Below are 21,189 nucleotides of genomic sequence, written 5' to 3'. Positions count from 1 at the left end.
GCCCAACTCGCCCACAGAGTGAGTTTTGCTTTCTGTTACCCACCAAAACATGTAAAATGTCGGACTTTTCAAAATTTGCGGTAATGATTAAGTAGTCGATGGATAAGAAAAAAGCCCTAAAGAAAATAGCTAAGTGTCTTGAACTTGGTAATTCTGCAAACGTCAACGAAGCTGCCAATGCAATCAAAATGGCGCATAACTTGATGCTGAAATATGGTCTTGAGAAAGACGATATTGAATTTATCAAGATGGGCAAGACTCAATCCACACACCTATTACCCGCAAATATCAGTTCAACACTGCTTCGTGTTATTCGTGGTATTAATACTAAGTTCGGCGTAGAAGCTGTACTGCTCAACCACAAAGGCCTTAAACGCGTAGAGTTCATCGGTGAAGCCGATCGTGCCATCTTTGCAGCCTTTGCTTTCGATATCATCTACCGTGAACTCAATGAGCATACAGGCCAATTCCGCAACAGCTTTGCGGGATCTGGTACAGGTACACTAGAAGTAACCCGTCGCGTAAATTCATTTGTATCAGGTTGGGTTGAAGGCGCACTTGAGAAGCTACCAACGATCACGCCAGACGAAGAGTCGAACAACAAGATCAATAACTACATCGATAAAGAGTTCAAAAATATCGACCGCGAAACCTTCAAACAACAGCTTAAAGAGGCAATGAAAAATCTCACCGCTGATTACGAGGTTGGTTTGAAGAAAGGTCGTAAATTGTCGGTTAATCGACCAGTTGCCGGTGCACAGGCACCTAAAAAGATATCTAAATCATAGAGCTTCTTTACATTGCTTCAGCGTATTGATAAAAACCACCTATAGGACTATGTGTTTGTCTTTCGTCATCCATGCGTTTGAAAGAAGTATATGATGGAGAAAAAACGTTGAAAAAACCACACTAGCCCTAGCGCTTACTGTCGCACTTACGGGTTGTCAGGCAACTCAACGCCAAAACGCTACTACTGGCGAATCTGAGACTAACTCTTCAGCTCAAGGCGCTCTAATTGGTGCAATCGCTGGTGCCGTTGCTGGTGCTGCTACCGGTGACTCTAAAGAACGTGGTAAACGTGCTCTTATTGGCGCTGCTGTTGGCGGTGGTATTAGTTACTACTTTGACCGACAAGAAGCTGCACTTCGTGAAGAGTTGATGAACTCTAGTGTTCAGTTAGAGCGTGTTGGCGAAAACCAACTTTTACTCCGCCTTGAAATCGGCATCGGTTTCGACTCTGGCTCTTACGCGCTTGAATCAAGCATCCACAATACACTTAGTGGCGTTGCTCGTATCCTAGTTGAATACCCAGACACTAGTGTAGTGATCGAAGGTCACACTGACAGCACTGGCAGCGAGTCGACTAATCAAATCCTTTCTGAGCCCCGTGCTGAATCTGTTCGTGCATTTTTGATCTCTCAATATGTAGCTGCAGGCCGTGCCATTGCTCGTAGTAACGGTGAGCATTACCCTCTATGTGACAACAACACATCTCAAGGCCGTGTTTGTAACCGCTATATAGTGACTTGTCAGTTGTATGGCTCATTTAAAGCTGTACGACTTTATTGTTCACTCCAATACGTCTTGATACTGATATCGGCACTGGGCTTTTTACGAGACTTATCTTTTGCTTATCCTATCCAACTTTCGATCACTACCGTCCCCGAGAGCTATCCTTCTAGCCCTTGTTTTATTGCTTTCCTCCCTCGCCCATGCGGAAAATAACAGTGGAGAAAGTAACGCAGCCGATTCATCACCTAAAGATTCAGCATCACAATACCAATTAGCACAAGCATATGAATTAGGGGTTGGCGTCTCTCAGAACATCGATGATGCACTCTATTGGTATTCACAATCTGCAGAAAACGGCAGTGCGAATGCACAATTCAAATTGGCCGAACTTTACTAAGCAGGAACGGATGGAAAACCTGACAACAAATTGGCCTTGGAATGGTTTATCAAAGCAGCATTGCAAGGGAACAAGCGAGCGACAGTAGAAATCGCCAAGCTCTACGAATCTTCCCCAGAACAAGCGCTACTCAGCCCGCTAGACGCGGCACAACTTTGGTATGAAGCAGCGTTACCAGACAACCCAGATGCAGAAGATGGCTACAACCGTGTTCTTGAAGCGCAGTTCAATCAACAACGTGCAAAACAGATCTCTTCAATCGAACAGCTTGACGACGGCATCAGCTCTGAAATAGACAACAGTCAGGAGTTATCGCAGCAAATACAATCTAACCAAGTGCAATCTAACCTCTTCAGTTCTAACCTAAGTGGCTCTGACTATATGATTGATACGGTATTGGTGTTAATGACTGGTATCATGAGTATCAGCGCGACTCTGGTGATCTCGCGAAAAAGACAGACTTTAAAATCGAGCGCCTTAGGAATGCAGAAACAGGTGCTCGAAACGCAACTAAGCGAGAAGAACCGCACCATTAAGCAGCAAAAGCGTCAATTGCAGACCATGTTCAACGAATTGAAGAAACAAAAAGGCCAAAAATGTTCGAACAATTTACAGCTAGCTTGTGCGCTATTTGGCTACACGCCGAGCTCTATTCCTAACCAGAAAAACATTAAGGTGAGATATAAACAACTATCGAAAATTTATCATCCTGATGGTCAAGGGTGTGATGAAGAAATGAAACGTTTGAATAGCGCGCTAAAAACCATCTTACAAAGTGTTACGAAATCGTAAGCAATTACACACCTTTATCTTTCCATCTCACAGAGATGTCGATTTTATTGGTGTTGCAATCGATCACCCTCTCAAAAACGAGTAACAAACCATTAACCAATAGGTCTCTGTTGTGTCATAATTTGCGCCGAAAATACACCTGACTTAAACAGGTGAGGAGAGAATATGTTCACAATAGAAGGCGTTTGTGATTGGTGCAAAAAGCCAAGCCTAGTAAAAAAGCACGACTACCTAGATGGTAAGTCCCATCATGCATGTAAAGACTGCAATGATATCGCGACCATGGATGTTCGCCAGTTCAATATTGGTGAGATGGAAATGAGAGCAAAACTCTCCCAGGCAACACTGAGATAAGCTACATCGTTAAAATATAAGAAAGCGCCTTAGGCGCTTTTTTTGTATCCAGTGTTTATCTTCTTATCTTCTTATCTTCTTATCTTCTTATCTTCTTATCTTCTATACAGGTGTATACAAAGAACTACTGTATACACCTGTATAAAGCTCACATTTTTTTCTATTTCTGAGACAAAATAGCAAAATCATTCGAATTTAATTTAACTTTAAATTTCATATATTTAAGTGGAAAATCTTCATTTCGCCATAAGAAATCGTCCAATAATCCCGCAAAAAATGCTTGATCTTAGAATCAACAAAAACTACTGTTCATATGTACAGCATGTATATAAGGACAGCAAAATGATTCAAGCACACGTTAAAGCACAACACTCTAGCCCGCTAATTCACGGCGCATTTGCCTCAGCTTCTCGCTCAGCTCATCATTCAACTGATGAAGCGTTATTTGCAAAAATGGCGTTGCTGTCCAATCAACATCAATGGCTACTATTTACAGCTCAAACACCAAGACCATCAGCTAAGCAACTACAGAAACATAACGTATGCTGCGACCGCGTTATTCATATGAAAGCTTCTCACCAAATGACCGAAGCTGAAACAGTAGAGAAAGCGATCCGCTCTAAGAATGCGAGTGCGATCGTTGCTAGCGCGACAATTGATCAATTTAGCCAACAATACTTAAGAACATTAGGTATGCGTTTCCAGTGTGAAGTTTTCTTTATGGATGGCAACTCAGAGCGCATTCACTAAGCAACATAGCTCTACTAGATAACTGAGTAACACAGTCCAAATATACTGCCTTCCCCTGCCCTACGATTCGCCTTAAATTTGGTGGATAGTTAGGCAGGGATTTTTATTCAACCAGCAGATTTAGCAAACGTTTGCTTTTTCTCTGGAAGCAAACGTTAGATTGGGTATAATGCCCGTCTAATCATGTGCACATTGCACTTCTCTGTATGACGTTTGATAAAAGATAGGAATGTCTAAATGAGCCTCGCTGATCAAGTTCTTGCCGTAAATGATGACCTCCCAATCCGCACTGATAAACCTGTCCACAGTGGCAAGGTTCGTTCGGTTTACTGGTTAACTGAAGAAGATAGCCAACGACTAATTAAAGAGAAAGGCTACGACGTAGCACCTGATGCTCCTTTAGCTATCATGGTGATCAGTGACCGTATCTCTGCGTTTGATTGTATCTGGCGTGGTGAAGGCAACCTGAAAGGTGTTCCTGGTAAAGGCGCAGCGCTTAATGCTATTTCTAACCATTGGTTCAAGCTTTTTAAAGACAACGGTCTTGCTGACAGCCACATTCTTGATATCCCTCACCCATTTGTATGGATTGTACAAAAAGCTCGCCCAGTAATGATTGAGGCGATTTGTCGCCAATACATCACAGGTTCGATGTGGCGTGCATACGCAAATGGTGAGCGTGAATTCTGTGGTATCGAAATGCCAGAAGGTCTAGAGAAAGACAAGAAACTACCCGAGCTTCTTATCACTCCTTCGACTAAAGGTATTTTGAAAGGCATTCCTGGTGTATCAGAAGCGGACGATGTAAACATCACGCGTCAGAACATCCAAGATAACTTTGCAGCATTTAACTTCTCACAAGAGAGCGATATCGCGCACTACGAGAAGCTATTGAAAGAAGGCTTTAACGTCATTAGTGACGCACTAGAAAAAGTCGATCAAACCTTCGTTGATACCAAGTTTGAGTTTGGTTACGTGAACGATGCACAAGGTAAAGAGAAGCTTATCTACATGGACGAAGTGGGCACACCTGACTCATCTCGTATCTGGGATACAGAGCAATACAATAATGGCAACATCGTTGAAAACTCAAAAGAAGGTTTCCGCCAGTTCCTACTTAACTACTTCCCTGATGCCGATATTCTGCTGAATAAAGAGCGTATGCCTGAACGTGAAGCGCTAGCGCGTGACAATGAATTGCCATTGGATGCACTGATGTCTCTTTCTCGCACTTACCTTGATATTGCAGCAAAGATTACCGGCGCTGAGATTGTACTGAGCGAAAATCCTAAACAAGAGATCATCGACGTATTGCGTGCTGACTACGGGCTAATCGATTAATCATCTTATCGATTTAAAAACCGTCACGATACAAAAAGGGCCTCAACATTGAGGCCCTTTTTACATGTAATTTTCAGTCTTGTTTGAGCATCGCTCTCACTGGTACATGGCTTACAGTCGAATAGTAAACTCTTCTCCAGTATTACCTGCAATCACTAAATGACTACGCGATTCGATGTACTCGATCTGCTTTTCTTCAAGAGAATATGGCATCACTACTTTGAGCTCATTGATGCCTTCTAATTTGGCAAGCTTGAGCAAAGTAACGATGTTCGATTCATCACTCTTACGTGTAGACATCGATTTTAGTGCCATTTGCCATAAGCGATCTTCTGGGCTTGCTAGCTCTTTGATGCTGTCTCGCCAAACGGTACTGAACACTGGAGCGATAGTGGTGAGTGCTTCCAGAAAAGTCCATTTTTTACTGCACGAGGCGCCAAGAAAAGTTGTGTAATCAAACTCTACACGCGTCTCTTTCTGATTATCCATGATGTCCCCCGACACTTTGGCAACACAATATACTCAATATCTATCAACTCTTTCTTTATAGCAATAGGATATAGAAAGATGGTCTTTTATTTCCTTTTGATTGGTTAAAATGGCATATAAAAATCAAATTTGTAACATAATCAGCACTGAAAAATCATATATGCACCTATTTGATTAATATTTTGAAGATAAAACTTATCTATCTATTTTATATCAATAATTCGGCTCGCCTTTTTGTACTGAACGCGCCAGCCAGACCAAGTCGGTAACTCCCATCGTTTCGGCGGTGATTTTCTACTACCCGACTGATGATGAACGTAAATCAGCTTTCTTCCCACAAGGTACTCAACTTCCAAGTTCAAGTCAGCAAGAGTGAGCGAAAACGGGTACTTTTCAGCGAACTCTACGTATAGCCAACTGGGGATACCTTCAAAAGGAATGTCCGATGCATCAAACATCTCAAGCTCACTGACATCAGTGACCCCCAGCACTTCAAGCTGCTCAATAAACCATGATTCAAAACTCAGTTGCTCGATATCGGAGCTAAACTTGGTTTGCTCATCCAGCCCAAGTTTGACGTACAGCTGCCAATGCTTGATCTCTCGAGTACGAACCTCAGCAAAACCAGGAAGCTGAGTGCCACTTACCACCATATCCATGATAGGCTTTAAGGACAACTGACCTTCTGCTGCAACCAGTTTTGTCGTGATTGTACGACCTGCGTACACCAAAGCCATCTCGGTAAATACACCATTATCATTGACCACGGTTTCACTCTGTTGCCATTCGCCAAGTTCCGCCTCAACCATCAGATTAAGCGCAATCGGTGCTGTGGTCGTTGCGAGAGTCAGTGTTTGCTTAACTCCTCGCCCGGGAAGGCTGTGACTATCAAACACCAACATAGCCTGTGCGTTATCAGGAAAACGATTCTGACGACCAAGTACCACCTCTAGTGACCCGTTTGCAAACGCCTCTCTTCTTTTTAAACGACGCACAAACACCAATTCAGGATGCAGCTGAATGATGGTTTCAAGTAGAGCGGTACGTTGGTAGCGAGAGGCAACTTCCAACTGAGGAAGCTCAAACACTCCACGCATTTGCTCGGCAAGCCCTTGCGCTTCTACCAAAGCTTGCTGGTCGATTTCTAGGTGTGGATAATCACGACCACGCACAATCTGAATCAACAAGGTTAAATCACAGCCCTCTTTTTCTTGCTGAGCGAGCGCTTCCAAGTGCTCAGCATTATTGGGGAACTGATATAAACGAGCAGGCACAGACAATGCAGCCGTGAGATCGACCATCGCCTCTTTCAGTGCTTTGATTTTAATACGGGTAACAATGTCGGCATACAAAGCATCAATCGGAAGTGGGTAAAGCTTTTTGCCGTGCTCGGTAATTTGATAGTCGTCGTCAATCGCTTCCATCGTCAACAAAGTTTGTGTTGCGCTATGTAGCGACTTTTCTGGAATGAGGTCGAGGAAAGACAAACTCTCCAAAGTGAAACCACTGCATGCCGCCGCCAACATGGGCTCAGTCAGCTCCTCACGCTGTAATTCAGGTGGCGTGACTAACTCTAATGCTGCATGTTCGCCATACAAACGAACGCAAACACCGTCCATTACCCTACCCGCACGGCCTGCTCGCTGCTTGGCACTCGCGCGTGATATGGATTTCAGCATCAAAGTGGTTCTGCCGTTACGCTGAACGGTTCTTCTCTCCAATCCAGAATCAATCACCACACCAATATCGGGAATGGTTAGCGAGGTTTCAGCCACGTTAGTCGCGAGAATGACCTTTCGTAAGCCTCTGCCATCGTTCACATCACCATCGTCGTTAGCCACATTGCGACCAGATAGCGCGAGATCTCGTTCCTTATCACTTACTGAGGCATGCAATTTGACAACTTGCAGATCCGGATGTTTTGCCAACACTTGCTCACACTGCACAATCTCTTTCTTACCCGGAAGGAAAACCAAGATATCGCCGTGAGATGCAATAAGTTGATGATTCACCTCTTCAACGATGCGTTGCTCTAGATGTCGACTATCTGGCAAAGCCCTAGATTCATTTGCTCTGTGCTCGATATCAACCTGATAAGTTCGGCCTTCACAACTGATCCTGTTCGCTTCTAGATAATCAGCGAGGCGCTCCCCTTCGATGGTTGCCGATGTGATGACCAAACGATGGCTCGCCTTCTGTTTAAGGATCGCCACCAGCAAATCGATGTCCCAACGTCTTTCGTGAAATTCATCCACCACAATCACATCAAAACCGGCTAGCCCATCTTCTGCTAACCAACGTAAAGCAATTCCGGGCGTGACAAATACTACATCAGTCTGCTCGTTATATTGCGCTTCAAGCTTAATGGCGTAACCCACTTTGCTGCCCAGCTTCTCACCTGATTCTTTCGCTAGAAACTTAGCTAGCGATGTACAAGCGATTCTTCTTGGTTCCACCACCAGCACACGCCCATGTTGAGATGCCCAAATTGGCAAGCGCGTTGATTTACCCGAACCGGTTTCAGCTTCTACAACAAGGTGAGAATCAGCGATCTGTTGATGGAAAGTACTTTGATAGCTATCGATGGGAAGTTGAGACATAAAAAGAGAGCGCCGCGAAAAAATGTGAACAAAGTATAACGAATTATGACGTTAGAATTCGATAACTGTGGGATAGAAGAAAGAATATCATTTTGTTTGCCAAGATCAGGGAGAAACTATTTACAATTGAATAACTAAACCGTTATCATTTTTTAGTTACTCTTTCTCCCATATTAGGCATCCAATGAACAACGATAAACGCCCTCTATATATCCCTTATGCTGGTCCTGCTCTACTAAGTACTCCCCTTCTAAACAAAGGCAGCGCATTCACTGCTGAAGAGCGTAGCTCTTTTAACCTTGAAGGTTTGTTACCGGAAACAACGGAAACAATCCAAGAGCAAGTTGGACGTGCATATAAACAATATTGTAACTTCGAAAGTGATATGGATAAGCATATCTACCTTCGCAACATCCAAGACACTAACGAAACGCTTTTTTATCGTTTAGTTCAAAACCACATCTCTGAAATGATGCCTATCATTTACACGCCAACAGTTGGCGCAGCATGTGAGAACTTCTCAAATATCTACCGTCGTGGTCGTGGTCTGTTTATCTCTTACCCGAACCGCGATCGTATCGATGATCTACTTAATAATGCGACAAACCACAATGTTAAAGTTATCGTGGTTACGGACGGTGAGCGCATTCTTGGTTTGGGAGACCAAGGTATCGGTGGCATGGGTATTCCAATCGGTAAACTAGCACTGTACACCGCGTGTGGCGGCATCAGCCCAGCTTACATGCTACCAATAGTACTTGATGTTGGTACAAACAACCCTCAACGTCTTGCTGACCCAATGTATATGGGCTGGCGTCATCCTCGTATCACAGGTGCTGATTACGATGCATTCGTTGAAGAGTTCATCCAAGCGGTTCAACGTCGTTGGCCGGATGCGCTAGTTCAGTTCGAAGATTTCGCACAGAAGAACGCAATGCCTCTACTTGAGCGTTACAAAGATCGTATCTGTTGTTTCAACGATGACATCCAAGGTACAGCAGCTGTGACTGTTGGTTCTCTACTAGCGGCTTGTAAAGCAGCAGGTAGCAAACTGTCTGATCAACGTGTGACCTTCCTAGGTGCAGGTTCTGCGGGTTGTGGTATCGCAGAAGCGATCATTGCTCAGATGGTGTCTGAAGGTATCAGCGACGAGCAAGCGCGTTCTCAAGTTTACATGGTTGACCGTTGGGGCTTACTTCAGGAAGGCATGCAGAACCTGCTTGATTTCCAACAACGCCTAGTTCAAACCAACGCGAACACTAAAGACTGGGAAAGCGACGGTACAGGTTTCTCGCTACTAGACGTTGTTCGTCACGCTAAACCAACAGTATTGGTTGGTGTATCTGGTGCACCGGGTCTATTCAGCAAAGAAGTAATCAAAGAGATGAACCTTCACTGCGAACGCCCTATCGTGTTCCCACTATCGAACCCAACAAGCCGTGTTGAAGCAACACCAAACGACATCATTCGTTGGACAGATGGTAAAGCACTAGTAGCAACAGGCAGCCCATTTGAACCAGTGGTTCACAACGGCACAACTTACCCAATCGCTCAGTGTAACAACAGCTATATCTTCCCTGGTATTGGCCTTGGTGTATTGGCTGTGAACGCCTCACGCATCACTGATGAAATGCTAATGGAATCGAGCCGTGCACTTGCAACGTGTTCTCCACTAGCAATCAATGGTTCTGGCGCTCTACTTCCACCACTGGAAGAGATCCACACAGTATCGAAGAAGATTGCTTTCGCTGTTGGTAAGAAAGCGATCGAACAAGGTGTTGCACTAGAGATCACAGAAGAAGCACTACAACAAGCGATTGACCAGCACTTCTGGCAGCCGGTTTACCGTCGCTACAAGCGTACTGCATTCTAATAGAGCGTACTTGTTCTCAAATACCACTCTTACAAGAACCCCTGCCATTGCAGGGGTTTTTTTCTTTACATTGTCTTGTCTTTTTAACTGAATTTTCTCATTTTTATTTGGTATTATCGAGCACTCAAAAATAATGCTCAGTCAAAGGACTATGCCGAGAGTGAAATTCAATTCTCACATTTGCCGATACTGCTTTCTAAAAGCATACAAAAAGCTGCAAGGTTTTCTGTATAACGCCTTCCTAGTGTTTTTGGTAGGAAGCGCTGCGGTGATTGCAATTGATTATTGGGTTTCGTGGCAAGCGGAAGATCGTATCATCTATGACATCAATGAAGTACCAGACGTTGAGGTTGCCGTCGTTCTGGGTACCAGCAAATACTTGGGTAGAACGCTCAACGACTATTACAAACACCGCATTGAAGCGGCGATAGAACTGTTCGACCGTGAAAAAGTCGACCAATTCCTATTGAGTGGCGACAACGCTCACCGATCTTATAATGAGCCGTGGACCATGAAACGCGACTTGTTAAAAGCTGGCGTTCCTGATGAACGTATCAACCTAGACTACGCCGGCTTTAGAACCTTAGATTCGATTGTTCGTGCAAAGAAGATCTTCGATACCGACAACTTCCTGATCATCACTCAAAAGTTCCACTGTGAACGAGCACTATTCATCGCTAACTCGTATGACATTCACGCGCAATGTTTAGCGGTTTCCGGCCCGACTCACCACTCCGGAACATCAATACGTTTACGTGAAGTGTTTGCTCGCACCAAAGCTTTTCTAGACCTGTATATTATGGGCACAACCCCGAAATTCCTTGGCCCGAAAGAGCCGATTCAGCCTAGTCCAAAACAAGAAACATCACCAATTCCAAGCCCTATTTCAACCCCTTCAGAGACCGATGTGTAGAAATCTACACATTTTGAATTTGTTGCCTCACATTTCCCTACTGTTACACAAAAACACACCAACGCTCCTTTATTAACTTAAGTAACATTCCCTCAACAAAGCCTAACCCCATATGAAGTCAATATTCCTCGAAAAACAATAAGCACGGCTCAAGTAAGCCAGTGCATCAATAAACGAGGATAAACAAAAGGAGCGCCTTATGACGGCACTTGTTACTACACTGAAACACTGGTTGTTTACCCGCAACAGCATGATATTAATTGGTAATTTCATGCTATTCGCACTCTTGCTCAACACCCTTCCTTTCGAATCACAAGTCAATACTGGTTTGAGTATTCTCTTGTTCGTTGCGGTTCTGTGGTTAACCGAAGCTATTCATGTCAGCATCACCGCTCTGCTCGTTCCACTCTTGGCTGTCCTGTTTGGTGTCTTCAACACGCCCGCTGCATTGGCGAACTTCTCCAACCCAATCATCTTCCTATTTTTGGGTGGTTTTGCTCTTGCTGCTGCACTCAACAAGCAAGAACTTGATAAAGCGATTGCCGACAAAGTACTGCTGATTGCAAAAGGCAAAATGTCGGTCGCGGTATTCATGCTATTCGGTGTGAGTGCTGGTTTGTCGATGTGGATTTCTAACACAGCAACGACCGCTATGATGCTTCCTCTGGTTCTTGGCATCATGAACAAAGTAGACCAAAGTGAAGACCGCAATACTTACGTGTTCGTGCTTCTTGGTATCGCTTACTGTGCGTCTATCGGTGGTATCGCAACCCTAGTAGGTAGCCCACCGAATGCTATCGCTGCTGCGGAAGTTGGTCTTAGCTTCACAGAATGGATGGCTCTGGGTCTACCAATCTCGATGATTCTGTTGCCAGTCGCAATGTTGATTCTTTACGTGATGACTAAGCCAAAACTTAATCATAAGTTCGAGCTAGACCACGCGCCAGTAGAGTGGACAAACAGAAAAAAAATCACACTGTCTATCTTCCTACTCACAGTGACGCTATGGATTTTCGGTAAGCCAATCAACGCAATGATCGGCGGTTTCTCTAAGTTCGATAGCTTAGTTGCGATTGGTGCAATCGTACTGCTTGGCGCTTCTCGAGCGGTAGAGTGGAAAGATGTTGAGAAGACAACCGACTGGGGTGTATTGATTCTATTCGGTGGTGGTATTTGCCTGAGTAACATCCTTAAAGCGACTGGTACCAGCGTGTTCCTAGCGCATTCAATAAGTGGCTTCTTAGAGACGGCAGGTGTGCTACTAACAATTCTAACGGTCGTAGCATTCGTGGTATTCCTAACAGAGTTTGCGAGTAACACAGCAAGTGCTGCACTGCTAGTACCAGTATTCGCAACCATTGCGGAAGCACTAGGTATGTCGCCAGTTATCCTGTCTGCATTAATCGCTGTCGCTGCATCTTGTGCCTTCATGTTGCCTGTAGCAACACCACCAAACGCGATTGTATTTGGTTCAGGTCATATCAAGCTGAAAGAGATGATGCGAATTGGTATGGTTCTAAACCTAGTGTGTATCCTAGTGCTAACACTGTTCGCTTGGATCTTCTGGTAAGAAGTTAACGCTGATAAAGAGAGCTGCATAAGCAAAAGCTTTGACTTAACTGACTGCAGCTCCCCCTCTCAGCCTGTATAAAAATGCCCAATCTATTTGAAACCATCATTTACTCGAGGTTATCACTAGGCGGGCATTTAAAAGATTTCCCTTTTTTGCGGCTCCTCACCACCTTTTTGTTTGGGTCTTTACATCCCTATCACGTAATCATTGCAGTTCTAAAAGCCACCTCTCACGCCACACCTGGCACAACACGCGTCCAGCCGATAAGCAACATATTATTTACGAAGAGAATCAAGTGATATTGCGTATAAAAGCAGACGCCATTTGTTATACTCATCGCATAATCATCGTTAGCCGTATTGCCTGATTACAAGGCAAGCGAGCCGGCGAAATAACAATCAAAATACAATGAGTAATGTCATGTCTTTATTAGCGAAAGGAACACTCAAGAAGATGAGTGCTTCCCTGGATGGCGCGGTAACCTACCGTTTGCCTGTAGGCGAAGAGTTTGTAGAGTTAAACCCTCTGATTGGTAAAACCATCAACCTAACTCACACTGGTAATATTTTTTGCTGCTCGTGTGGCAAGAAAACCAAGAAAAGCTACTCTCAAGGCCATTGCTTTGTATGTATGAAAAAGCTGGCAAGCTGCGACATGTGCATCATGAAGCCAGAGACTTGCCACTACGATGAAGGCACCTGTCGTGAACCTGAATGGGGCGAAGCAAACTGCATGGTTGATCACTTCGTTTACCTGTCGAACACATCAAGCCTAAAAGTGGGTATTACTCGTCATACGCAGATCCCGACCCGCTGGATTGACCAAGGCGCAACACAAGGCCTACCAATCCTTAAAGTAAAAACTCGCCAAATCTCTGGCCTGATCGAAGTTGAGTTAGCAAAACACATTGCAGATAAGACCAACTGGCGCACACTGCTGAAAGGCGATGGCGACGACATGGAACTGATAGAGAAAGCAAAAGAGCTGCTTCCACTGGTTAAAGATAAGATCCAAGAGATCAAAGCAAAATTCGGTGACGATGCTATCGAAGTGTTAAGTGAAAACATCACTTCACTAAGCTATCCAGTTGAACAGCACCCAGTCAAGATTGTTTCGCATAACTTTGATAAGAACCCTGAAGTATCTGGCGTGCTGCGAGGCATTAAAGGCCAATACCTAATTCTAGATACGGGCGTGATTAACATCCGTAAATTTGGTTCTTACGAAGTTGAGGTTTCTGCATAAGCCGCAGAGCACCATTACAAGTGAGATACAAAAATGCCCTGAGGATTCTGCTTCAGGGCATTTTTATTTCAGATGAGACGATCCGCTTTAAAAAATAACGATAAAAGACTAGAGCGCGACCATATACCCATCTACACAGTTTTTACCATTGGCTTTAGCGCGATAAAGTGATTGATCGGTAAGGTTAACCAAAGCATCAATCGTCATACCCTTTTCACTCGCACGGCTATCGCTCACTCCAATACTGACACTCGAATTAAATCGAGTTTGTTCGTCGATTTTGAACTCAGCTTGATTAAACTGTTGGCGAATTTGTTCAGAGATTTCATGTGATATTTCTACCGTTGCATTCGGAATAAAGACTATAAACTCTTCACCACCCCAGCGACCCGCGACGCCACCCACACTCTCGACACTGCGCTTGGTAATATTGGCTAAGGCACAAATCACCTCGTCACCGACCATGTGACCGTATGTATCATTAATCGATTTAAAATCATCAATATCGAGCAGCATACACACGAGATGATTTTCAGAGGCCACGTGCTCTCTAAACCACTCATAAATGGCACGGCGATTGAGTAAGTCCGTCATCTCATCGTAGTGCGCTTGATGTACGAGCTGCTTTTCTAACATTACCTTTTGGGTGACATCTTCAAGTACAACCTGTACAGCTGGCTGACCTTCCCAAATAATCGAATTGTCATAGATATTAAAGAAACGATGGACACCATCTAAGCCAATATTCTCTATTACATTACTGGTGCCTGATGGTTCACCTGATATCACCGCTTGATAACGCTGACAGATACTTTCTACATTTTGTTGTGGCATTAAATCGAGAATAGAATCGAGCTGCAATACCTGCTCTATCGACTTACCACCTTGCAGGTTCACCCAAGACTGATTCACCATCAAAGGTTTGAAATCTCGATGCACTAATATTCCCTGCCCTGATTTCATAATCATGTCTTGATACATCTGATCTTGCTTGCGCATCATATTCTGCAATTGAATCGCAGGGCTCAAGTCGATCACCGTCACTTGTAATGCAGGTCTTCCTTGCCATTCAGTCAAATGATCAATAGAAAACACCGTAAACTCTCTGCCATTGCGATCCACATTGGTAAAGGTGTGAACTTGAGGATCGCGTTGACTACTGACGGTTTCAAGGTAGTTTTTGTAGGCAGCGACATGAAAGTCTTCTGATATGAGATCAAGAAAGCTATCAATTTGGGACATTAACTCTTCTGGAGATTGGTACCCATAAATACGAGCGTAGTTGGCATCAACACTAACCACATTCATATCTTGAATAATAATTACGCCGTACGTAGATTCGAAATTTATTGAAGACATTACCAACTCCACACTCTAGCTATACTTCATCACTGGAGCATTACAACATGTCCCACTGCCCCTTCCACAGAATCTTTCAAACGTCAGGGGACATTACTATATCATATAGTATATCGTACTGTTGATAGCTTCTCTACAAATCAATCGTTAGCGCGAGTTACCAAAAGTAGACAAGCATCTCAATCTGATTACGCGCGCCATAAAATAAAAATAGATAACCTATAGCAATGTAATGATTAACTTTTCTATCTTCTGCCTTCCTTGGTTTCTATCTGTCCTAGTTTCTTAGCTTAGACAGCACTATTCATCCAAATCAGAAAAATAAAAAAGAGCATACTTCAGACTCAATATTCTTGAGAGAAGTATGCTCTTTTCTGATTCTGTAACCCGCTTTTAGTTATTTCAAACAATGCCCTCAAGCACGTTGAACAGTAGGTCAATCTCTTCAATCGAGTTGTAATGCATACAGCCAATACGCACTACACCCTGCTCTTCAATACCCAGCTGCTTAACTAAACCTAAGGCGTAGAAGTGTCCGTTCCACACACAAATATTGTGCTCGCCCAGCTTCTTAGCGATGAACTCTGGTGAGTGATTATCAAAGGTGATGGCGAATGTTGGCGTTCTTAGGTTCGAATCAAACTCTGTCTTACCGTAGAGTTTTGCCCCTTCCAGATCGCCCAAGCGTTTTAGGAAGTACTCGCTCAACTGGCTTTCATGCTTGTTGTAAAGCGTGTAGCTTTGCTCTAAGCGAGAGCGTAGTGAGTCGGTTGGCTCACCAAATTGTGCCAAGTAATCCACCGCAGCAATCACACCCGCTAGGCCTTCAAAACTCTGCGTTCCTGTTTCAAAACGTCCAGGGCCGATGTTAGTGGCTGGCTCAACCTTGTATGGCTTTAACGTATGTAGCCATCGGGGCGCCACGTAAGCAATACCAACGTGAGGGCCAAAAAATTTGTAAGCCGAGCACGCTAAGAAGTCACAGTTCAACTGCTGAACGTCAATCAAATGGTGTGGTGCATAGTGCACAGCATCAACATACACCTGAGCGCCGTATTGATGTGCAAGCTCGATCACTTTTGCGACATCAACAATTGAGCCAGTGGTGTTTGAAGCAAAGGTCACAGCAACCAGTTTGGTTTTCTCGTTCAGTAACGACTCAAAGTGTGCCATGTCTAGGCTGCAATCTGTCTCGTCGACACGAACTTGGTGAACAATCGCGCCCTTATCGTCTGCTGCTTGTTGCCAGCTCGATACATTTGAGTAGTGGTCTAGCGCAGTAACAATCACCTCATCGCCAGCTTGCCAATCGCGGCTGATCGCTCGGCTAAGCTGAAATGTCAGCGAGGTCATGTTGGCACCAAATACAACATTGCCAGAAGATTCAGCATTCAGTAATGCTTGCACTGACTCTCGCGCTTGCTGCATCAAGCCTGTCGTCTTCTGGCTCGAAAAGTAGTGGCCGCCCAAGTTGGAATTAAAGTGGCCAAGGTATTCTGTCATCGACGCAAGAACATTCTCAGGAACCTGAGAACCACCAGGGCCATCAAAAAAGGTAACCGGCTTACCGTCATGGTATTGGCCTAACGCACTGAACTGCTGACGTACATCATTAAGAGTGAAGGACATTACGCGCATCCTTAGCCGTTAGCACAAACAAATCCATGTAGCCCATCTCATCGTGGTCTATGGTGCGAATTGGTTGTGCGTTGTGCCACAGCTTACTGTCAGCAAGCATTGTAACATCGCCATTTTCGAGCACTTTTCTAAAGAATGGCGCTTCATGAGAATCTTGGTACAGCATAATTTCGCCACCAACAATGTTGTGACGGTTAACGCCAACTAACGCGATGTGGTCAAAGCCATCTTGGTGCACGCCTTCTGGCGCAACCTGCGTCTCTTCATAAATGGCAGCGATACGGATTTGGTGGATTTCGATTTCTTGTCCGTCTTCAAGCCCGTTAGTTTCAATAAACAATTCACACATCTCTTGCATGCCTTCGCTGCTCAGAATGGGGGCTTCAATTGGCTCGAATTGACGAACAACATCACCTTGGAAGTGGTTGATGTCTTCAGACTGGACGAAGTCATGTTTGTCTAGCTCAACGACTTTTCCATTACTGAATTCAACCACAGAGTACCTTCTCAAACGGTACTGTCCGTCTGCGTGCTCCGTGCTAGGTAGCTTAGAGAAAGAAGGTGACAGCTCCTTAACCGCGTGGTTACTGAGATGGGTAATATGTAGTGTGTTTTCGTGAGCGTGTAACATCATCGACTCCTTAATGATTGTTAATTTACTTTCGATATTTAACGTCTTGTTTACATAAAAGGATACTTGAAGATCTTGCCAAATCAACAATAAACAATCATTTATCCCGTCATAATCAATAATTCAGATTGTAAAACCAAGATTAAAATCAAATGCAGTACATAACACCAGAATAAAAGATGGCCAACTCTTAAAACTAGCACACATCACTAGCCAGTTATAAACACCTTTAAAATCAATTTTAACGATATTATTAACTAGTACGCTGTGTTTATTATTTTGCCAGCACTTTCCACCAATACGCCAGCCACTGCATCAAGGCTCATCCCCCTACTTCGACATACTTTATTTGTATGTTTTTACACGTCGAAATACGACCTACCTATCAGTGGTCAAGCTATTGATTGTTTACACAACAAACTGGAATTGGTTAATTTATGAGTACGACAGAATCCACACGCCTTTGCTTGCGCGTCTGGAACAGGTCGAGTTCGGGGGAACTCGGCCGCCCCAAATGGCTCATTTCTTTAGAAGAGTAACTTGATAGGTCTTTTAGTCTCGAAGATGTTGCGGGAGACTTGAAAACAAGAGTATGAGGCGTTGAAAATCCACTTCGGAAATGGATGTAGCTCTGAAAGAATCGGCATGTGTTCGAATGCCCGGTGTGCTTCGCTAACTCGTTTATGCCCCATATCATTCAGAGCTAATACTCTATAATTTTTAGAGGCCTGCATTTCACCTACCAAAAGTTAGGCAAAAGACACAGAACAACTGATGTTACTCTGATTCGTAAAAGAACGAATCAGAATATGTGCTAAAGGTTTGCTGTTCGGTACTTTCTTGGTGTCTGATTAAACAATTTCTTAAATGCCTGTACATAAGCGGAATCGGAAGAATATCCCGACTCGATAGCAATTTCTTGAATACTCATTTTCGAGCTTAACAATTGCAAAGATAAAACTAGCCTTATGTTTTGTCGCCATTGTGTAAAAGATTGAGAAAACTCTTTCGAGCATAATCGGGACAATGTGCGCTCAGATGCACCGACTTTTTTCGCCCATTCTTTTAATGTAAACGGCAAATCAGGCTGTTTTTGAAGCTGTGCGAAAATAGAGAAAAGGCGCTTATCGGTAGGAATAAGCAGTGGTATTTCATAACTTTCTGCAACTTCGATTTGGTCTCTCAACACCATCAGTAAATGTGTGATATTGGACTTAGATTGAGAGTGTGTATTGCTTTCAAACAGAAGTAGTATCAACTCTTTGACGAAAGAATTTACCTGACAGGATTTAGGTTCGCTTCCATACCGAAGATTTTTGCCTGGGTTGAGGTAAATCGCCAAAAATTGTGTATCTGTAATCGCAACGGATTTATGAACTGTATTTGCGGGTATATAGAGCATGCCATTATGAGGCACTATCCCGCTTTTATCACCAATGTCTGATTGTAACAATCCCTGCCGTGGGAACACTATTTGATGCCATGGATGTGAGTGGAAATCATCAATATAGCCAGAGGCCATTTGGGTCGTTCTAGTTATGAATTGTTTATCAGGAAAGTTTCTGATTATCTCATTGGCTTGCATGGTTGGCGACTTAGCTACATTAGATGTCTGTTAGTATAAAATGCGCCAATTAGATTTGGTATAACATTATCAGCCTAATATTCAGTAAAGGGCTAAAGATGCGTATCCATTTCATTATTCATGAAGATTTTGAGGCTCCTGGAGCTTATGAAGCTTGGGCGAAGAAACACCGTCATACCATTACATACTCACGAGTATATCTAGGTGAACCTCTCCCCCAAGATATTGAAGATATTGAAGATATTGATTTTCTGATTGTTATGGGGGGCCCACAAGTTCCTGCGACCACTATCGAACAATGTTCTTACTTCGATACCAAAGGTGAACAGGCAGTTATTGCAAAAGCGATTAATGCAGGCAAAGTTGTACTTGGTATTTGTTTGGGATCACAACTTATTGGTGAAGCGTTAGGTGCTCATTATGAACATAGCCCTGAACGTGAAATTGGTAAGTTCCCTATCACGCTGACCAAAGACGGTATTACCCATCCACTGTTTGACCATTTTGGCACCGTTTTGGAAGTAGGCCATTGACATAACGATATGCCTGGACTGATACCAGATGCTAAAATCATTGCGTATAGTAAAGGCTGTCCTAGACAAATTGTTGCTTATAGCGATTTGGTGTTTGGTTTTCAGTGTCATATGGAATTGACTAAAGAAGTCGTAGCGCTGCTCATCGAAAACACTGATCTCAGGGAGGTAGAAGACTTTCGTTTTGTTGAGAACCCCGAAGTATTACTAAGTCATAACTATGATGAGATGAACGAAAAACTACATGGCTTTTTAGATAAGTTGGAACGCTTGTATAAATCACAGAACTAAGTGGTAGTTTAGTGGCTTATCCAAATTTGGCTCTCAGGAAACATTTTTTACTACCAATACGATATTCTTACCTCTACGGTGAACGCTAAATCTGTTATCGATATCTGAAGTAATCCGCTTTCAGCTCATTTAGGGAATCATCTAACAAGCTTTTGCCCAAAACCTTAACAGGTTGAATTTTTACCCGTGGCATTTTCTAGTTCGAAAATGCCCCATTCCAAGCTAGTTATGATTATGGCATAGGGCATTAAGATATAGTTTGACTCAATTTTTCTTATGACAGTAAAGTGTTCCAATCTCATTTATTAAAAAGATTTTGCCGCTGTAAAAGGGAGTATGTATGAAGTTTGCATTGATAAGTGACTACATAACAACTCAAGGACGAAATGCTGTGTCCTATATTATTGCCAATACAGGGCTTCCACCTGAAGATATATCCATTGGGTACATCGCGTCGTCCCCCGATCCTGACTTAGCCTATTTTAAGGTCACCAAGGCATTTTATGCATCACTTGGTATTCAAGAGGTAACCTATTTAGATTTAGAAGATGGTTATAGTAATGACGGTTTAGTCAGTTTGTTATCAAAAACTATGATTCATTTATCGGGGGGTAACACATACCGTTTTCTATACTGGATTAAACAAAGAAATATTGATAAGCACTTAGTTCAAATTGCAGCTAAAGGTACACCTATTATAGGTGTGAGTGCTGGAGCATTACTGTTAACTCCATCGATTGTAACAGCAGCGGCATGTGGAGATGTAAATGATATTCAAATTAGAGATTTTAGCGCTCTCAATATTGTCCCTATACTGCTTTATCCGCATGCAAAACAAGATAGTACGGAACGACATAATGCGCTGTCTATTTGTCGTGAATACAATGTTCCAGCATGTTTGTGCAAGGATTCTGACGCAATTGTTCTCTTAAATCGAGAGGTCATTGAATTTGGCTCTCCTGAGTGGATTTGTAAGGAGAATCTATCAACTTAGGACCGCCTTACCCAACTTAAACTAGACGTCAATGCAAGTGAATTCTCCATACTTCAACTAATTCAGATTTTACTAAATTAGTAATAACGTAACTTGGAAATGTCCCAAATCTTCACAGGTTGAATTTTTACCCGTGGCATTTTCTAGCTCAAGAATGCCCCAAAGTCATTCAGAGCTAATACTCGAAAAAAACCTGAGTACGCGCGTTTTCCTTATTGAAAGTTATCTGAATACAAAAAGCGATCTGACCACCCATATTTGATGGATATATTGAAGACTAAAACGAAAAAAGACATTATTTAGTTATAAAGTATGATTA

The 21,189-nt window shown here is 43.3% G+C and carries 17 protein-coding genes and 2 pseudogenes; 13 read left to right on the top strand and 6 right to left on the bottom strand.

Annotated features, from left to right (window positions below; all coding sequences use genetic code 11):
* Nucleotides 1–98 precede the first annotated feature (98 nt).
* The 7 genes and pseudogenes from ACTRWI_RS18625 to ACTRWI_RS18595 all read left to right on the top strand — a co-directional run bounded on the left by ACTRWI_RS18625 (nucleotide 99) and on the right by ACTRWI_RS18595 (nucleotide 5,146).
* Entirely contained in the window at nucleotides 99–788 is a 690-nt protein-coding gene (locus ACTRWI_RS18625) for a DUF2786 domain-containing protein (RefSeq protein WP_004738471.1), read from the top strand.
* A 175-nt stretch (nucleotides 789–963) separates the two neighbouring features.
* Nucleotides 964–1,725 (top strand): annotated as a pseudogene (locus tag ACTRWI_RS18620) (YiaD family glycine zipper/OmpA-like lipoprotein); the annotation flags it as partial.
* Nucleotides 1,628–1,909: a hypothetical protein gene (locus ACTRWI_RS18615; protein ID WP_499133269.1), complete on the top strand. Its 282-nt coding sequence runs from the start codon at nucleotides 1,628–1,630 to the stop codon at nucleotides 1,907–1,909. The pseudogene ACTRWI_RS18620 and the gene ACTRWI_RS18615, both read left to right, overlap by 98 nt.
* 36 nt (nucleotides 1,910–1,945) lie before the next feature.
* The gene (locus ACTRWI_RS18610) at nucleotides 1,946–2,701 is read left to right on the top strand and encodes a hypothetical protein (RefSeq protein WP_499133268.1); all 756 of its coding nucleotides are present in this window, start codon (nucleotides 1,946–1,948) and stop codon (nucleotides 2,699–2,701) included.
* A 165-nt stretch (nucleotides 2,702–2,866) separates the two neighbouring features.
* Nucleotides 2,867–3,055: a hypothetical protein gene (locus ACTRWI_RS18605; RefSeq protein WP_499133267.1), complete on the top strand. Its 189-nt coding sequence runs from the start codon at nucleotides 2,867–2,869 to the stop codon at nucleotides 3,053–3,055.
* 342 nt (nucleotides 3,056–3,397) lie between these two features.
* Nucleotides 3,398–3,805, top strand: a complete 408-nt coding sequence (locus ACTRWI_RS18600; protein ID WP_499133266.1) for a SulA-like leucine-rich domain-containing protein — start codon at nucleotides 3,398–3,400, stop codon at nucleotides 3,803–3,805.
* A 237-nt stretch (nucleotides 3,806–4,042) separates the two neighbouring features.
* The gene (locus tag ACTRWI_RS18595; protein ID WP_499133265.1) at nucleotides 4,043–5,146 is read left to right on the top strand and encodes a phosphoribosylaminoimidazolesuccinocarboxamide synthase; all 1,104 of its coding nucleotides are present in this window, start codon (nucleotides 4,043–4,045) and stop codon (nucleotides 5,144–5,146) included.
* Nucleotides 5,147–5,257: 111 nt separating this feature from the next.
* Here ACTRWI_RS18595 and ACTRWI_RS18590 read toward each other — a convergent pair whose 3' ends face one another.
* Together ACTRWI_RS18590 and ACTRWI_RS18585 are read right to left on the bottom strand one after the other, a co-directional pair.
* Entirely contained in the window at nucleotides 5,258–5,635 is a 378-nt protein-coding gene (locus ACTRWI_RS18590; protein ID WP_499133264.1) for a hypothetical protein, read from the bottom strand.
* A gap of 203 nt (nucleotides 5,636–5,838) precedes the next feature.
* On the bottom strand, nucleotides 5,839–8,235 hold the full coding sequence (locus ACTRWI_RS18585) for a helicase-related protein (RefSeq protein ID WP_499133263.1): 2,397 nt from the start codon (nucleotides 8,233–8,235) through the stop codon (nucleotides 5,839–5,841).
* Nucleotides 8,236–8,419: 184 nt separating this feature from the next.
* Here ACTRWI_RS18585 and ACTRWI_RS18580 point away from each other — a divergent pair, with 184 nt between their 5' ends.
* The 4 genes from ACTRWI_RS18580 (at nucleotide 8,420) to ACTRWI_RS18565 (ending at nucleotide 13,839) form a co-directional block, all read left to right on the top strand.
* Nucleotides 8,420–10,108, top strand: coding sequence for an NAD-dependent malic enzyme (locus tag ACTRWI_RS18580; protein WP_063522186.1), 1,689 nt, complete (start codon nucleotides 8,420–8,422; stop codon nucleotides 10,106–10,108).
* 160 nt (nucleotides 10,109–10,268) lie between these two features.
* A complete protein-coding gene (locus ACTRWI_RS18575; protein ID WP_499133262.1) occupies nucleotides 10,269–11,021 on the top strand; it encodes a SanA/YdcF family protein in 753 nt (250 codons plus the stop codon).
* Between the two features lie 199 nt (nucleotides 11,022–11,220).
* Nucleotides 11,221–12,591, top strand: a complete 1,371-nt coding sequence (locus ACTRWI_RS18570) for an SLC13 family permease (RefSeq protein WP_499133261.1) — start codon at nucleotides 11,221–11,223, stop codon at nucleotides 12,589–12,591.
* A gap of 423 nt (nucleotides 12,592–13,014) precedes the next feature.
* Nucleotides 13,015–13,839 carry a DUF2797 domain-containing protein gene (locus tag ACTRWI_RS18565; RefSeq protein ID WP_499133260.1) on the top strand — a complete coding sequence of 275 codons (825 nt, stop codon included), beginning with the start codon at nucleotides 13,015–13,017 and terminating at the stop codon, nucleotides 13,837–13,839.
* Nucleotides 13,840–13,947: 108 nt separating this feature from the next.
* On the opposite strand, the gene ACTRWI_RS18560 is transcribed toward ACTRWI_RS18565, so the two are convergent.
* From ACTRWI_RS18560 to ACTRWI_RS18545, 4 genes are all read right to left on the bottom strand, one after another.
* Entirely contained in the window at nucleotides 13,948–15,198 is a 1,251-nt protein-coding gene (locus tag ACTRWI_RS18560; protein WP_499133259.1) for a sensor domain-containing diguanylate cyclase, read from the bottom strand.
* Nucleotides 15,199–15,600: 402 nt separating this feature from the next.
* Complete coding sequence (locus tag ACTRWI_RS18555) at nucleotides 15,601–16,827, bottom strand: cysteine desulfurase-like protein (RefSeq protein ID WP_499133257.1); 1,227 nt, start codon at nucleotides 16,825–16,827, stop codon at nucleotides 15,601–15,603.
* Nucleotides 16,811–17,467 carry a 2OG-Fe dioxygenase family protein gene (locus ACTRWI_RS18550; RefSeq protein ID WP_105024749.1) on the bottom strand — a complete coding sequence of 219 codons (657 nt, stop codon included), beginning with the start codon at nucleotides 17,465–17,467 and terminating at the stop codon, nucleotides 16,811–16,813. Before ACTRWI_RS18550 ends, ACTRWI_RS18555 begins: the two co-directional genes overlap by 17 nt.
* 814 nt (nucleotides 17,468–18,281) lie before the next feature.
* The gene (locus ACTRWI_RS18545; RefSeq protein WP_499133256.1) at nucleotides 18,282–19,052 is read right to left on the bottom strand and encodes an AraC family transcriptional regulator; all 771 of its coding nucleotides are present in this window, start codon (nucleotides 19,050–19,052) and stop codon (nucleotides 18,282–18,284) included.
* 98 nt (nucleotides 19,053–19,150) lie between these two features.
* On the opposite strand from ACTRWI_RS18545, the pseudogene ACTRWI_RS18540 reads away from it, so the two are divergent.
* Both ACTRWI_RS18540 and ACTRWI_RS18535 read left to right on the top strand, forming a co-directional pair.
* Nucleotides 19,151–19,876: pseudogene (locus tag ACTRWI_RS18540) on the top strand (type 1 glutamine amidotransferase).
* A gap of 340 nt (nucleotides 19,877–20,216) precedes the next feature.
* Nucleotides 20,217–20,870 (top strand): Type 1 glutamine amidotransferase-like domain-containing protein, encoded by a 654-nt coding sequence (locus ACTRWI_RS18535; protein WP_499133255.1) that lies wholly within the window; start codon nucleotides 20,217–20,219, stop codon nucleotides 20,868–20,870.
* Nucleotides 20,871–21,189 lie beyond the last annotated feature (319 nt).

The sequence above is a fragment of the Pseudoalteromonas sp. G5_S1_14_S5 genome (assembly GCF_054968605.1).
The sequence above is the reverse complement of the archived record's forward strand: the minus strand, read 5'-3'. Positions and strand labels throughout refer to the sequence as shown.